The sequence below is a fragment of the Bradyrhizobium sp. USDA 4516 genome (genome assembly GCF_054055915.1).
In genome coordinates this window covers 5,172,158-5,186,865 of the sequence record NZ_JBSRXT010000001.1, presented here as the reverse complement: position 1 = coordinate 5,186,865, position 14,708 = coordinate 5,172,158, and the positions used below count along the sequence as shown (strand labels likewise).

Sequence of the window (14,708 nt, the reverse complement as noted above, 5' to 3'; positions counted from 1 at the left end):
CTCAGCGATTCGCTAGCACTAGCTTTGCTAGCCCACCAATCCCGACGGCTTACTTCACGCCCGGTCTCCTTAGTGCGGCAGTGACAAGACAAATGAAGGTCGAGAGAGCGGTCAGAAGCGTTGCGATCACCGCTAGAATAGGCGAAATTTCCCACTTAATGCTCGAATACATCTTCACCGGCAACGTCATTGTACCTGGCCCAGTGATGAAATAAGCAGTTACCACCTCGTCGAATGATAGCAAAAAGGCAAACAAAGTCGCGGAGACAAGCGACGGAATGAGCTGCGGCAATACCACCTGCCAAAACGTGCGCCATCGCGTCGCACCCATGATGATTGCCATCTTTTCGAGTCGTTCATCCAGGGTCTCAATTCCAGCGGATACTGTCAGGACGACGTATGGGGTGACGATCATTGTAAATGCAAACACCACCCCGATGACAGTATTGTTTAAAGAAACACGGAGATAGTAGACATAAAGCCCGAGGGCAATCACAACGCTCGGCACCATCATTGGACTTAGGATGAAAACAACGAGGAGTCGCTTGCCGCGGAAGTTCGTGCGCGCAAGTGCGTAAGCACCAGGCACGCCGATTGTCATTGCAAGAAGCGTAGCGAACAGCGCGTAGATTGCGCTTCGATATGTTACGGTCAACCAGCTCATTGAGCCGAAGTACGCGCGATACAAGTCGAGCGAATAGGTGTCCGGCGGAAAGACAAGCTCGACCCGGTTGCCAAACGACATCGGCACGATGATAAGGCTCGGAAACAGCAAGAATACGTATAGAAGCGCGGCGATCGCAGTGACGATTCGCCCCTTCTCAAGACTCCACTTCACGGTTGCATGCATCAAGGCGATCTCTCCCTCAGATCAAAGCACTGTCGCGTCGCAGCCTACCGAGTAGCAGCATGAAGGTGCCACTTATTGCAAAAAGCAAAACGGCAATTGCCGATGCCGTGGCCCAATCAAGCGACTCATGCGTATAGAAGTCGATCAAGTTCGCAACCATCGTATCCTTCCGTCCACCGAGCAGAGATGGGGTAATGAATGTACCGATCGAAATAACGAAACAAATGACCCCCGCGGCAACGATACCAGACGCACTCAACGGAAACGTGATCTGCCAAAAGATGCGAAAGTCCGAAGCCCCCATTACGGCGGCAGCTTTTCGCAAATCTGCATTCTGCCCGATCAAATTGGAGAGCAGAGGAAACACAGCAAAGGGAATGAGCACACTGGTCATTCCAGCAAGAACGCCCACACGATTGAACATCAATGGCAGCCGCGGCAGTCCGACACTGGCAAGCGCATTGTTCACAAGACCATGGTCCCCGAGGACGACAATGAAGGCATAGCTCTTGACCAAAATGCTTGTCCAAAAGGGCAATAAAACGAAGATAAGGAAGAACGGACGCCACCAATCGGAAACTCGAGAAAGATGCAAGGCGACGGGATAAGCAAGGACAAGACCGATCGCAGTCGACTCGACGGCCATCTCGACCGTCGTCAATACGACACGACCAAATAGTGAACTGTGGAATAGCCCAATGTATGCGTCCAGAGATAGGTGCGCGTTGCCGAGGCTATTGTAAATGATGAATACGAGCGGGACAATCAAACCGAGCGTCATGACAGCCGACACTGGGGCTAAAAAGCCGACCAATTCCCATTTTCTCATCTAAGCGCCTTTTTCCATTTTTGAAAGCACCCATCAACCGGCGAGATTGCTGTGCACGCTTACGTTGCATCTCATTTTAAAGCTTACAACCGACTGGGACGATCACGAACTGATCGAAATCGCATCGGTTGGTGACCAGGTAACCCAGACCCTATCAAAGGCCTCGAACATCGGCTTTCCGGCACCGCTGTTCTGCATGACTGTCAGACGCTGATTTCCAACCGCAATCGTATATCGAATCGAATGCCCCACGAAGGCGCGGCCTTGAATGACGCCTTCCATTCCGACTTCGGTGGACTGATCAATTCTCGATAACTGCACGGATTCTGGCCTGACCAGCACCTTAAGCTGGTTGCCGGATGTAAACTTGCCCTGCAGTCTGCAGCAAACCACTGCTCCATCATTGGTCCGAACTCGAGCAACATCATTGATGCACTGAACTAAGGTACCCGATATTAGATTGGAATCTCCCAAGAATTCGGCCACGAACTCGTTTGCCGGTCGAAAATATAGGTCATTAGGCGTGCCCACTTGCTCGATACGAGCATGGTTCATGAGGCAGATCCGATCGGAAAGAACGAGGGCCTCTTCCTGGTCGTGAGTGACGTAAACAACCGTACCGCCGAGCTCTTCGTGTATCTTCTTGATTTCTGATTGCAGTTGTAACCTTAGCTTTTTATCCAAAGCCCCAAGCGGCTCATCCATTAGAATAAGCTTTGGTTTGTAAACTAAACAGCGCGCGATAGAGACACGCTGTTGCTGCCCGCCAGAGAGCTCCTTTGGTTTGCGTTTAGCGAAATCTCGCAGGCGTACCATTTCCAGCACATTCATTACTGCAAGCTCGATCTCGCACTTAGAGAACTTGCGGATGCGGAGCGGAAAAGCGACGTTATCAAAAACCGTCATGTGAGGCAGAAGAGCGTAATTCTGGAACACCATTCCAAGGTCGCGCTCACGCGGAGGAACGCTAGTCACATCGCGACCACCAATCATCACGGTACCACTGGTTGGCACCACCATTCCCGAGACGATGTTGAGCAGCGTCGTCTTGCCGGATCCGCTTGGGCCCAGCAGGGTCACGAACTCCCCTGGACGAATCGACAGGTTGATGTTGTCGAGCGCTAGGCCATGACCGTAGCTCTTTGTGATATTGCAAAACTGTAGCGCGGCTTGCAGGGGCTCGTTCATAACTTGTCCGGCTGGCTTGGTTCCGTGCATTTCTGGAAGTCTCCGTCGCCGAGAAGGCAATCATCAGATGGTCCTGCAGTGCGACTCGGGGTCTCATGCGCAGTGGATACACCCAACTCCGGACCACATTCCTCGTTGATTTTTTATCGTCGGTCTTACCGGCAGCGTTAACCATCAATTCCCGCGTCAGACGCTGGAAGTCGGAGCCGCGCCGTCGCTCTGCGAAGCCGACATACGAAGTTAGAGATAGCGCGAGCGCGACAGGGCGAGGGGTCACATGCTCAAAGACTAAGGTTGACCGTCAACGTCAACACGCCGATCAAAAGACCTCGCTTCACATGGACCTTGTCCCCTCCTGCAAATCCTATTGAATTTCAGTGTCTACGCTGTAGTCTTAAAGACCACCATTACCAATTTGATCATGTATAATACCAATCCGGTAAGGCTGAAAGTCAGATTTTCCAGTTTGCTTTGGAAGGTCACAATCCGAGTATACGTTTGCAGGACGGATCTTAAGTCCGGTGCGCTAGAGCGGGCGAATGCAGTTTCTCTACTAGCGCGGTTGCCTGAACATCACGCACCCGGAGGGTCGCGCATCCTCGAAAGGCTTAGCTTAGACCTCCGCTTCGCGGCAGCCCAGTCCCCATACGAAGCTGCACGCGACAGCAATAACGTTCCCGCAACTCCACGCCCGAAGTACTGGAGATCCGATGCAGGGCTCGCACGGGGAGGATCGTGTCAGTCGCCACTGTACGAAAAGTGCGGGCGCAATGCGCCCGAAACAAGCATGTATTTCGTCCCGTCATAAGGCTTGATGTGAAGGGTGGTGTTTCGCACCGACATCGGTCCGATTGATTGCGGCAATGCGCACTTCAAAAATGCCTAAGCATGTCGTGCTCGGCGGATCAAATCAGCTGCCTTTTCCGCGATCATGATAATCGGGGCATTCAAGCAACCGCTCACCACACGCGGCATGATCGATCCATCGATGATCCTCAATCCCTCTACACCTCGAACGCGCAGCTCAGGATCGACCACAGCAGCATCGTCACCGCCCATACGGCACGAGCCGGCCCAGTGATAGCCACTGCCGATCGTGGCGCGTATCCAGTCGGCAGTCTCGTCTTCGTTCTTCACATGGGAGCCCGGTGCAATTACTTCGTTGATGAATGGCGCGAGGGCAGGTTGAGCGGCGACGTTGAGAACTTGAGAGACTGCCGCGATCATCGTCGCAAGGTCATTCGGCATCGACAGGAACCCATGATCAACCTTGGGAGGAGCAAGCGGATCAGGCGAGGCGAGTGACACACTACCGCGGCTTTCTGGCCTCTGCAGGGACACCGCGATCGTGAATCCTTCCCGCTCGACCGGCCCGCGGCGAGCTCCTGGCCACCTGACCCGTCCACCTGCTTCGAGAGCAGTTCTAAATACCCATTGGATGTCCGGCACAGCAAGCTCATGCCGCGTCCGCGTGAACGCGCCCGCCTCGCACGGAACAGTTGCGCCGAGCCCCGTGCGGAGCACGAGGGCTCGGATCATCATCAAGGCCGCTCGATCCATACGCAAATGGCTATACATTGTAGTTGGCTGGCTACAGCCAAACTGGATCGGAAGGGACGCATGATCTTGAAGATTGCGTCCTACTTCCGGCCGATGCGCAATCACAGGAATGTCCAATTCAGCAAGGGCCCGCGAGTCACCGATGCCAGACTGGAGCAACAGAGCGGGAGAGCGGATCGCTCCCGCGCTCAGGATGACCTCTGCATCCGCCATAGCACGAACAATCGTTCCAAAGCGGCGATATTCAACTCCAATTGCCCGCTGTTGCTCGAATAGAACACGTGTGACATGTGCACGAGTAATCACATGAAGATTGGAGCGCTTACGCGCTCTATCCAGGTATGCGCGGACCACCGACCAGCGTCGTCCGTTGTGTATATTAAAATCGTAGCGGCCGAATCCTTCTTGGAACTCGTTGAAATCATCGGTTTCTCTGAATCCTGCCTCGACGCCGGCGCGTACGAAGGCTGAATATAGCGGGTTTGCCGAACCCGCTTCGCGAACACGCAGCGGACCTACCTTGCTGTGTAGTCCGTTTTTCCGGGATGAATGCCCTTCTGCTTTTAGGAAATACGGCAACACGTCAGCATAGCCCCAGCCCGGATTGCCCAGCTGCCGCCAGTGATCGTAGTCACTTGCGTGGCCCCGCGTATATACTAATCCGTTGATCGACGAGGATCCGCCGATAACACGTCCGGCTTTCCAAGTGATGCGTCGCCCGGCCAACCCTTCGCTAGGTTCAGCGGAGTGGATCCAACTATGGAAACCGCTCTGCAGCACCTTGCCAACGCCGATGGGTATCCTGATCAGAGGACTCCAGTCGCTACCGCCTGATTCAAGAAGCAATACGCGATTGGAAGGCTCTTCCGAGAGTCGTGCGGCGAAGACGCATCCCGCCGACCCACCGCCGGCGATGATGTAGGTGTACTGTTCTGCTCCCATCGCGCCCCTCCTGCGTATTGATCCGATGCTCAAGTCACCACTGCGCCGGCGTGGATGTCGCTGACAGTTCTGGCCACGGAATGGTCAACTACGAACTCGATGCATGTGACGTCACCTTCGATCGCTGGCCAGGTATCGGTGACTGCGTAGGTATCCTCGGAAGTCAGCCAGGCGATCCCGGCGGGACGGCCGCGCAAGCAATTGAGAGGCGTGCTTCCGGGTAGTGGAACGTTTAATGCCTCTTCCGGCGCTGCACACTACCCGTCTGCTGCTCATCCTAAATCCTCGTGAGGACGCGAAATAGATCAACCGCTTTTTTCATCGACCGCGATTGGAGACGCGTTCATGTCGCCGCACACGGCATGCAGCATCAATGCATGAGTTCAAGCCTACGACCCATCTAACGCGGCGCTCAGGGTCCACTACAATCGCATCGTTAGGCTATTAGCAATTTCCGGGTCGGCAGTGTGCGGTCACCCAATCGCTTTTTTGCGATCAACTCCTCTGCTACTTAGACCATTGTTTCATGCAAAGAAGACTTCAGGAAATTGACAAGATGCCCGTTGACTGCCTTACTCGCTTCGATGTGAGGGAGGTGGCCAGTGTCAGGCAAAGTAATCACTTTGCTGCTGAACGCAGCGAGTTTCGTTCCGTCAATTGGATTTATCCGATCGTCCTCTCCCCAAACTACCAGGCGCGGAATATTGGTAGCGGTCACGGACACGGCATGAGGTTTGATCACTGCGTCCGCGTCGAGGAGTTCGTGAGCTAGCATCTGCATTGCAGCGCGAACGCCAGATTGATGCAGGTGCCCAAGAACTCGCTCGGCAATCGGAGGAGTGATAAGGCGCGGGCGCGCGACCAATCGCCGAAGAAGCGCCAAAGCGGTATCCATATCGGAAAGTGTTGGAAAGCGGCCCAGAAAATCGCTGTCTATTCCCTTGCCGAGGCCGGCGGGTGCGAGAAGTGCCAATGCGGCGACAAGATCCGGTCGACGAGCTGCCAATTCGATGGCGATGGCGCCGCCAAGCGAATGACCTATCATAACAAAGCGCTCGCACTGGATGTCAAGCGCCTTAATCAGCTCGTCGACGATTCCCGAAATCGTCATCGTAGAGGCGAGAGGCGGCTGATTTCCATGAGCCGGCAATTCGCAAACAAAGACGCTACCTACCTGTCGAAGCCTATCCTGATTGGCGAGCCAAGTCATGCGATCGGCACCGAATCCATGGATAAGCAGCAGATTGGGCCCGGCCCCTCCTAGAGGAATTAACCGAACTCCATTCGTCACGTTTCGATCACTCCTAGCGTAGCTCCTACCGTGGCGAGCTCGCCTGCGGGAATAAGTATCTTCTTTAGCCTACCTGCGGCAGGCGCTTCGATTTCCGTGGTCACTTTGGGCGTTGTGATCAAGACGACCTGTTCGCCTTCCGCTACAATATCACCTTCGGCTTTGAGCCATTCGGTGACTTCCGCCTCTTCAATCTCATTTCCAAGCACCGGCATGACAATGTGATTGTCCATCCTCATCCTCGTTCGATTGTCGCTTCTATAGACCGATCCTGGCGAGCTCTTGGTCGTCCCAGGTTCGAATGCCCCGCCGATTACCACGCTTGTCCGGGAAAAGCTCAGCAGTTACGACATCGATAATGTCATTTGCTTGCGGGTAGAAATCCACCTTGCCGCTTCCGCCGGGGACGATCCAGTTGGGCGAACCCAGAACGCGCGGCGCAGCTGTCAAATAACGATAACCGAAACGGGTAATGTTTGCGGCCACCGTCATTAGGACACTTCCCCGTTCCGAAGCTTCTGACACGAGCAGGATGCGTCCGGTCTTCTTAACGGAAGCAAGCACAGGCGCGTAGTTGAAGGGCACAAGGGAGCGTGCATCAATCACTTCGGCAGAGATTTTGAATGTTTTTTCTAACTCGTCAGCCGCGGTTAGCGCCGGGTACAATGAAGGTCCGATAGTCAGAATGGTGACATCGTCTCCCAGACGCTTACGGTCCGGTTCGCCAATCGGGATCCGATAGTATTCTTTCGGGACTCCTTCGGGGCGGAACTGTTCGATAGCATCGTAAAGGCGCTGACTTTCGAAGAAAACCACTGGATCGTTGCTCGACAACGCGGAGGCCAAGAGTCCTTTCGCGTCATAGGGCGTTGCCGGATAGACAATCTTCAGGCCAGGAACATTTGCGCATAGAGCTGTCCAATCTTGGCTGTGCTGAGCCCCCTCAACTCCCGTTCCAACAGAGCAACGCAATACGATGGGCAGGTTTAACGCACCACCGGACATGGACTGCCACTTTGCCATCTGATTGAAGACTTCGTCGCCGGCTCGGCCGATAAAATCACCGTACATCAGCTCGATGAGGGCGCGGCCACCTTCCATAGCGTATCCGACAGCAGTCGCCACAATAGTGGCTTCGGAGATGGGTGTGTTGAACAAACGGTCATATGGAAGTAATTCGGCAAGCCCGCGATATACGCCGAGCGCGCCGCCCCACTCCCGACACTCTTCACCATACGCTAGGAGCGTCCGATCATGAGCCATGTGGTGTAGAATGGCTTCAAACAGCGCGTCCCGCAAAGTGATTGCCCGCATGGGCGACAGCTTTGTGCCGTCCTCAGCGAAGCCGGACCTGCTTTTCTTAGCGTCTTGCTGGACGCGAATTCCGGTCTCGAGAGGCTTCAAGAGCGGAGCCTTCTCGATAGGGAGCTCTATCTCGGTATTAGAGAACATGAGCTTGCCCACCGACAAGGGGTCCGCCCCAACATCGATGTACGGAGTGAGAGCCGGATCAACAGCGACTGCGAGGATTTCTCGCATTCTTGACGCGACTTGCTCGCGAATCGAGGCAATCTTATCCACCGTCGTGATGCCAGCTTCCTGAAGCCGGCCCGAGAATAGCAAGATCGGATCGTGTGCAGCCCAAGCTTGGATTTCGTCCTTCGTTCGATACACGTTGGCGTCGATGGCTGAGTGCCCAATGGAACGGTAGAATTCGACGTCCAAAAGAGCTGGCCCCTTCTCCTGGATCAAAATCTCCCGCTTGCGCCTCACCGCGTCGGCCACAGCAAGCGGGTTGGTTCCGTCAACGGTCTCCGCATGCATAGCTTCTTTGTTAACCCCGAGCGCAATTCGCGATAGACGATCGCGGCCCAACGTTTCGCCTATAGCTTGGCTGCCCATGGCGTAGAAATTGTTATGGAACAAAAATAGTACTGGTAAGCCGCCCTTGAAGACATCACTCCACAGCGTTTCGAATTGGGCCATTGCAGCGAAATTCATCGCTTCCCATACCGGCCCGCATCCAGTTGAACCGTCTCCCAGATTCGCCACGGTGATTTCACCGGAATGCGCGAGCTTTTTTTGAAGTGCCGCCCCGGTTGCTATTCCAGCAGAGGCTCCAACAATTGCGTTGTTAGGGTAGATGCCAAAAGGCGCAAAGAAAGCATGCATCGACCCGCCCATGCCGCGGTTAAAACCTGTGGCGCGCGCAAGCATTTCTGCAAGAAAGCCGAGGATAAGAAAGTTCTCCGCGACCTCAGCGGCATTTGCTCCTTGAAGGCAGCTCTCAACGGTACGAAGCAATGCTCCACCCTCATGATGCTCCATGATTGCGCGAGTGGCCTCGTGGGGAAGCTTGCGGATTGCAGCTAGGCCCTTCGCAATGAATTCGCCGTGACTGCGGTGGCTCCCAAAAATATGGTCTCCGGGCTCAAGGGAAGCCGCAGCCCCAACTACGGCCGCTTCCTGCCCGCTGCTGAGATGTGCCGGCCCCTTGTAGTTGAATTCAACGCCGCCATAGGCGCCTTTGGACTTCAATGAGCCTATCGCTGTTTCGAATTCCCGAATGATCATCATGTCACGCAGCATTTGCAGGAGACACGCATCACCAAAACGGGCGCGCTCAGCCTCGATATTAGCCTCATAGGCATGGACGGGAATCGAAGGAGCGCTCAGCACGCTGCGCACTTTGAATACGTTGGGATCAATGAAGATTTCCTTGGGCATTCCGATCTCCGATTAGAGCACGCGGGCCATTTCAGACCCTACTTACTAAACCTACAGGCCCGATACGCAATGATCATATGGACAGACCGACGGTACGCCTTATCGTCCCTATCTGCCCAAACCAAAGAGGGCCACGTTACCCTTGGCACACGTAATCCCTCGGACGTTTCGAAAGCAAATCACGGGCTCCATCAGTGCGACGGGCATGTAGACATTGGTAGGGAGAAAAGCTCAGGAAAGGCCGCGCCGCTTAGGCATCGACACAGCGCCCCCCCCCCCCCTATCCGCTCGCATGCCGGAATATTTGGGCCTGTGAAAGCCTGTCGGGCAGCTACTAACTTGCTAAGTGCCGTACTGTGGGGACCGCAGCATCTTTCCCGAACGTTGACGTAGTCTTCCAGACGGCGCCCCTCCAGAGATATTCGATTAGTTTACGAATTATGGTCGCCCGGCCTCGGACGCCAATACCAATTGCGAATTCATCAATACCAGGTGGGAATAGATCATTGTTCTCATTATGTCGGCATACTCCCAGAGTTTCAGCGGGAGTCGGACAGCCACTATCGCGGGAACCTGAATGAGCTCGAAATTAACCGCGAAATCACGAACCGAGTAAAAGCAGCTCATCCTTCGAACGCCCTGAGTGTCACGTTCTAATGAAGGGATGGACCCGTTTATCGAGCCTGGCTCGGGACTATTGAGCGTTCTCAAATACAGTGGCTGGCCCATCCAACGCGCGTCCGGATTAAACTGCGTGTGCAGATTGGTTGACGCCAATTCTGTCCGTAACCCGAGTTCTGAGATCGACGGCCTTGGATATACTCCTCCCACCTCACAACCCGCCTCGCCGTTCATGCTCTCGATGAATTTCGTGCACGTGAATTGATGACCTAAAGCTCCTTCGACATACGCAAGCACTAATAATCGCTATTACCAATTTGGAAATGCTCAATACCGATTTGGTCATGGAAAATGCTTAGGCTGTCTGCTTAGCATCGTGAAAAGGTAGACGGGTTTGGAGCGAGATGCTGAGCACTGAGCATGAACAATCCGGAACACTCGACCAGCTACATGGAAGCCAGCCTCGGAGAACATTTCAATGTCCTACCCACCCCGGAACGATACGCAAACCGGCTTATCGGCCAAGGATTCTGAACGGCGTGTCGCAATAGTAACCGGGGCTGGATCGGGCATCGGTCGTGCCACCGCTCACAAGCTGGCCTCGCAAGGCTACGCGGTTGCCTGCGTCGACGTCAATGGCGACTCTGCGCGAGAGACCGCGGCGGAGCTCGCAGACTCAATCGGGATCACCTGCGACGTGGCGGTAGAAGCTGACGTGATCGCCTGCGTCGAACAGGTCATGAAGCGCTACGAGCGCCTCGACGTCTTGGTCAACAACGCGGGGATCGCCTCCAGAGCGCGTGCCGAGGACGAGACGGCGAAGCACTTCGACGCGGTGATGGCCGTTATTGCTCGCGGAATCTTTCTCTTTTCTAAGTATGTGATGCCCCATCTTCGCTCGAGCCGCGGCTGTATTGTCAATATCGCTTCGTATAGCGGCTTGGTCGGAGCGCGCAAGCATGTCGCCTACTGCGCTGCGAATGCGGCGGTGCTCGGTCTGACCCGCGCTCTCGCTGTCGACCACGTCGGCGAGGGTATTCGCGTTAACGCAGTCTGCACTGGCACTGTGGACACCCCATGGTGCGACCGCCTGATTGCGAAAGCGGAGGATCCGGTCGCTGAGCGAAAGCGACTCCACGCCAGTGCACCCATTGCTCGGATGGGGAGACCAGAGGAGATGGCTGCCGCGGTCGCCTACCTGGCGTCCGAGGAGGCCGGCTTCATCACAGGCTCGCAGCTCGTGATCGATGGCGGCGTCACGATGCAGTAGGCCCCGGATCTACGGCTCCGCGACTGGCAGGAAGGCCGAGCCGCGCAGGAGGTCGACTGAAGCATCGGTCTCGATAGCTAAAGGAAGAACTAGAACTATGGGAGCAGAACAATACACCCACATCATAGTCGGCGCCGGATCAGCCGGGTGCGTCTTGGCATCCCGACTCTCGGCGGACGCCGCCAACCGAGTTCTGCTTCTGGAAGCCGGCGGCAACGACTGGAATCCCTTGATCCGGATACCGGCTGGCACAGTCAAGTTGCGCAACGGTCTGCATAGCTGGGTGACGTCTGCCGAACCAAGTGAAGCAGTGGGGGGCCGGCGCATCAGCTGGCCAGGAGGAAGGGTGATTGGCGGGTCGTCGTCAATCAACGGCATGATGTATATGAGGGGCAACCCTATCGACTACGATCATTGGCGTCAACTTGGTAATCTTGGCTGGAGCCACGCCGACGTCTTCCCGTATTTCCTGAAAGCAGAAGGACATGTGTCCCGAAGCGGTGCATTCCACAACAATGATGGCCCATTACGCGTCGAAGAAGCCGCTCCGTCCAATCCGTTGAATTCGGCGTTCGTTCGCGCCGGCGTCGAGGCGGGATTCAGGCAAACCGATGACTTCAACGGCACATCGCAGGAGGGCTTCGGCCTAACTGACTGCACCGTATACAACGGGCGGCGCTACTCGGTCGCCCGCGCCTATCTCGATCCGGCGCGTCGGCGCCCCAATCTACGAGTGGTCACGCGGGCCCGCGCAACGCGTGTTCTCTTTGAAGGACGGCGAGCGGTTGGCGTCGAATATCGGCGCTTTGGAACAACTGTTCAGGTCATGGCGAACGCGGAAGTCATCCTGAGTGCGGGGACGATCCTCTCGCCGGCACTGCTGCTCCGCTCCGGTGTGGGCGACTCGCGTGCCCTTGCGGAACTAGGCATTCCTGTGGTTGCGCACCGGCCTGAGGTGGGACGCAATCTTCAGGACCATCCGTGCGTCCGCGTGGCCTTTGGTTGCGCGCAGCCAATCACACTACACAGCTTGGCGCGGGTGGACCGAGCGGTGTTGATGATGCTTCAAGCTCTCTTGCTGCGTTCGGGACCCGCTAGCCGCCCTGTGTTCGAAGCTAGTGCGTTCACCCGAACGCGAACAGAGCTTGCTGTGCCAGATATCCAGTGGTACTTCATGATTGGCCTCGAATTCCGCGGGCTGAGGTGGCCAGGAGTTCGCGGCGGCCCGCTCGATCGCGATGGCTTCTCGATGATCCTGGCGTTGCAAAGACCTGAAAGCCGCGGAAGGGTTTCGCTGGCGTCGCCCGATCCGTTCGCGCCGCCCAAGGTCGAGCATGGCTATCTTTCGGCGCCGAGTGATCTCTCGGCCTTGGCCGCAGCGGTGGCGCAGGCACGCAAAGTGGTCGCGCAACCTGCCTTCGCGCCCTATCTGAAGGACGAACTCGCGCCCGGTCCCCGCGTACGTAGCGAGCACGAGGTTTGCGATTGGATACGCAATACAATTATGTGCGGCGTACACTGGGCCGGCTCGTGCCGCATGGGCAGTGACGATGCCGCCGTGGTCGACCCTGAATTGCGTGTTAGAGGTGTCGAGAGGTTGAGTGTCGTCGATGGATCGATCATGCCGCAGGTGGTCTCTGGAAACTTGAATGCACCAATCATCATGATCGCGGAAAAAGCCGCTGATCTAATCCGCGGACGCCGGAGCTACTGAGATGAGCACGACGCGAGTAGCGCTAGTAACTGGCGCCGGGTCGGGAATCGGCCGCACCGCCGCCCACAAGCTGGCCTCACAAGGTTACGCAGTCGTCTGTGTGGCCCGTCATATCGACTCTGTCCGGGAGACCGCAGCGGACCTCACGGACTCACTCCCGATCGCCTGTGATGTGGCGGTGGAGGCCGACGTGACCGCATGCATCGACCAGGTGGCAAAGCGCTACGGCCGCCTCGATGTGCTGGTTAACAACGCCGGCATCGTCTCGACCGCGCGCGCAGAGGACGAAAGGGCCGAGCAGTTCGACGCTGTCATGGCCGTCTGCGCGCGCGGGACCTTTCTAACGTCCAAGTACGCGATGCCTCTTTTGCGTTCGAGCCGCGGCTGCATCGTCAATATCTCCTCGATCCAAGGTTTGGTCGGAAACCAAAACCGTGTCGCCTATTGCGCGGCTAAGACTGCGGTAGTGGGGCTGACCCGCGCGATGGCAGTCGATCACGTGGGCGAAGGTATCCGCGTCAACGTGATCTGCTCAGGAGCCGTAGATACTCCTTGGCTCGAGCGTGTGGCGGCCCAATTTGAGGATCCGGTAGCGGCCCGTCAGACAATCAACGACCGCGTGCCCATCGGTCGGGTGGGGACTACCGAGGAGATCGCCGCCGCGATCGCCTACCTCGCTTCCGAGGATGCCGGCTTCATCACGGGCACCGTGCTCACGATCGATGGCGGTTGGACCATGCAGTAAGCTGCCGCGGCTCCCAAGCGGCACATCCCAGACGTCCGCAAAGTCCCCAGCATTCGCATAGCACAATGGGCAAACTGGCGCCGAAGCAGCAAAGTGAGCTCCCGTACGGTGTCCATTTGACGTAGACCGCAGGCATCGCGGTCACCGCCTGAGCAGAACGGAGTTCTATTTGTAGAACCTGATAAGTTCGAGCAGATTTTCGGTTGCGAAGTCGGTGAACGCCTGGACGCCGTCTTCCCCGACACCGTAGACCCCAGATCACGCCATCCTCGATCTCTATTTCCATGGCGATGTCCCATAGCCAGTCGTCGTCTTGACTGAGGTCCTTCGCGAACTTGGTAATGGTGGTGACGTGACGGACTTTGTTGACGTGGGTGGTCATGCGGCTTGAGCAGAGATCGGAGATGCCGGCGTCCAATTGCAGGGCAGAAATTCGACCAGCCGATGAGCCGGATGGGCGGCGATGCGGGCGAGGATGTCAGTGAGCCACGCCTGCGGATCGATGCCGTTCATTTTGGCCGTTTATGCCGACTGCCGAACTATGCCGAACGGGCTTGTTCTCCTTGAGATTTACCGTGAGCGGAGTGTAATCGGCTTGGCATAGCTTGTCTTGTACCTCCGCTTTCAACAGTGAAGGCCAGGATATGATAGTCCAGAGCTTGATCGACGAAGGGTAGAAACACGCTCCATCAAGGGTACGATCGGGCGTTCCGCTGATTCCAAGGAAGACCGGCGCCGCGCTGAACTCCTGCTTGCGTTCGAAAAGGGCCGGGCCCGAGAACGTCATGACCGTCGACCTCTTGCGTAACGATCTGTCCCCTATTTGCGCCCAATTCGATGAGGTCCCACTGCGCTCTGCTGCTGCATTCCGCAGCGTGACGGCAAAAGGACGGGTCGACGTGAAGCGTAGGAGAAGAGCCTCGTCTTCAAGAATGGTCAGCGCGCCGACATCTAGGGGCGCATATCGGCGC

General features: G+C 56.3%; 10 protein-coding genes and 1 pseudogene. 3 read left to right on the top strand and 8 right to left on the bottom strand.

The genetic code is table 11. The features are described 5' to 3' along the window. Window positions 1–49: 49 nt before the first annotated feature. From ACVI1L_RS23850 to ACVI1L_RS23820, 7 genes are all read right to left on the bottom strand, one after another. On the bottom strand, window positions 50–850 hold the full coding sequence (locus ACVI1L_RS23850; RefSeq protein WP_456785597.1) for an ABC transporter permease: 801 nt from the start codon (window positions 848–850) through the stop codon (window positions 50–52). A gap of 16 nt (window positions 851–866) precedes the next feature. Further along, window positions 867–1,679 carry an ABC transporter permease gene (locus ACVI1L_RS23845; RefSeq protein WP_456783953.1) on the bottom strand — a complete coding sequence of 271 codons (813 nt, stop codon included), beginning with the start codon at window positions 1,677–1,679 and terminating at the stop codon, window positions 867–869. A 102-nt stretch (window positions 1,680–1,781) separates the two neighbouring features. Then, window positions 1,782–2,867: an ABC transporter ATP-binding protein gene (locus tag ACVI1L_RS23840; protein ID WP_456783952.1), complete on the bottom strand. Its 1,086-nt coding sequence runs from the start codon at window positions 2,865–2,867 to the stop codon at window positions 1,782–1,784. A gap of 882 nt (window positions 2,868–3,749) precedes the next feature. Beyond that, window positions 3,750–5,369 (bottom strand): GMC family oxidoreductase, encoded by a 1,620-nt coding sequence (locus tag ACVI1L_RS23835; protein WP_456783951.1) that lies wholly within the window; start codon window positions 5,367–5,369, stop codon window positions 3,750–3,752. A gap of 511 nt (window positions 5,370–5,880) precedes the next feature. Beyond that, window positions 5,881–6,660 (bottom strand): alpha/beta fold hydrolase, encoded by a 780-nt coding sequence (locus tag ACVI1L_RS23830; RefSeq protein ID WP_456783950.1) that lies wholly within the window; start codon window positions 6,658–6,660, stop codon window positions 5,881–5,883. Beyond that, window positions 6,657–6,893 (bottom strand): lipoyl domain-containing protein, encoded by a 237-nt coding sequence (locus ACVI1L_RS23825; RefSeq protein ID WP_456783949.1) that lies wholly within the window; start codon window positions 6,891–6,893, stop codon window positions 6,657–6,659. The genes ACVI1L_RS23830 and ACVI1L_RS23825 overlap by 4 nt, the downstream gene beginning before the upstream one ends. A 25-nt stretch (window positions 6,894–6,918) precedes the next feature. Further along, on the bottom strand, window positions 6,919–9,387 hold the full coding sequence (locus ACVI1L_RS23820) for an alpha-ketoacid dehydrogenase subunit alpha/beta (RefSeq protein WP_456783948.1): 2,469 nt from the start codon (window positions 9,385–9,387) through the stop codon (window positions 6,919–6,921). Window positions 9,388–10,486: 1,099 nt separating this feature from the next. Here ACVI1L_RS23820 and ACVI1L_RS23815 point away from each other — a divergent pair. From ACVI1L_RS23815 to ACVI1L_RS23805, 3 genes are all read left to right on the top strand, one after another. Continuing rightward, window positions 10,487–11,278, top strand: coding sequence for an SDR family NAD(P)-dependent oxidoreductase (locus ACVI1L_RS23815; protein WP_456783947.1), 792 nt, complete (start codon window positions 10,487–10,489; stop codon window positions 11,276–11,278). Window positions 11,279–11,375: 97 nt separating this feature from the next. Next, window positions 11,376–12,992, top strand: a complete 1,617-nt coding sequence (locus ACVI1L_RS23810; RefSeq protein WP_456783946.1) for a GMC family oxidoreductase — start codon at window positions 11,376–11,378, stop codon at window positions 12,990–12,992. Between the two features lies 1 nt (window position 12,993). After that, window positions 12,994–13,737: an SDR family NAD(P)-dependent oxidoreductase gene (locus ACVI1L_RS23805; protein ID WP_456783945.1), complete on the top strand. Its 744-nt coding sequence runs from the start codon at window positions 12,994–12,996 to the stop codon at window positions 13,735–13,737. Between the two features lie 378 nt (window positions 13,738–14,115). Here ACVI1L_RS23805 and ACVI1L_RS23800 read toward each other — a convergent pair. Next, window positions 14,116–14,259 (bottom strand): annotated as a pseudogene (locus tag ACVI1L_RS23800) (transposase domain-containing protein); the annotation flags it as partial. Window positions 14,260–14,708: the final 449 nt, after the last annotated feature.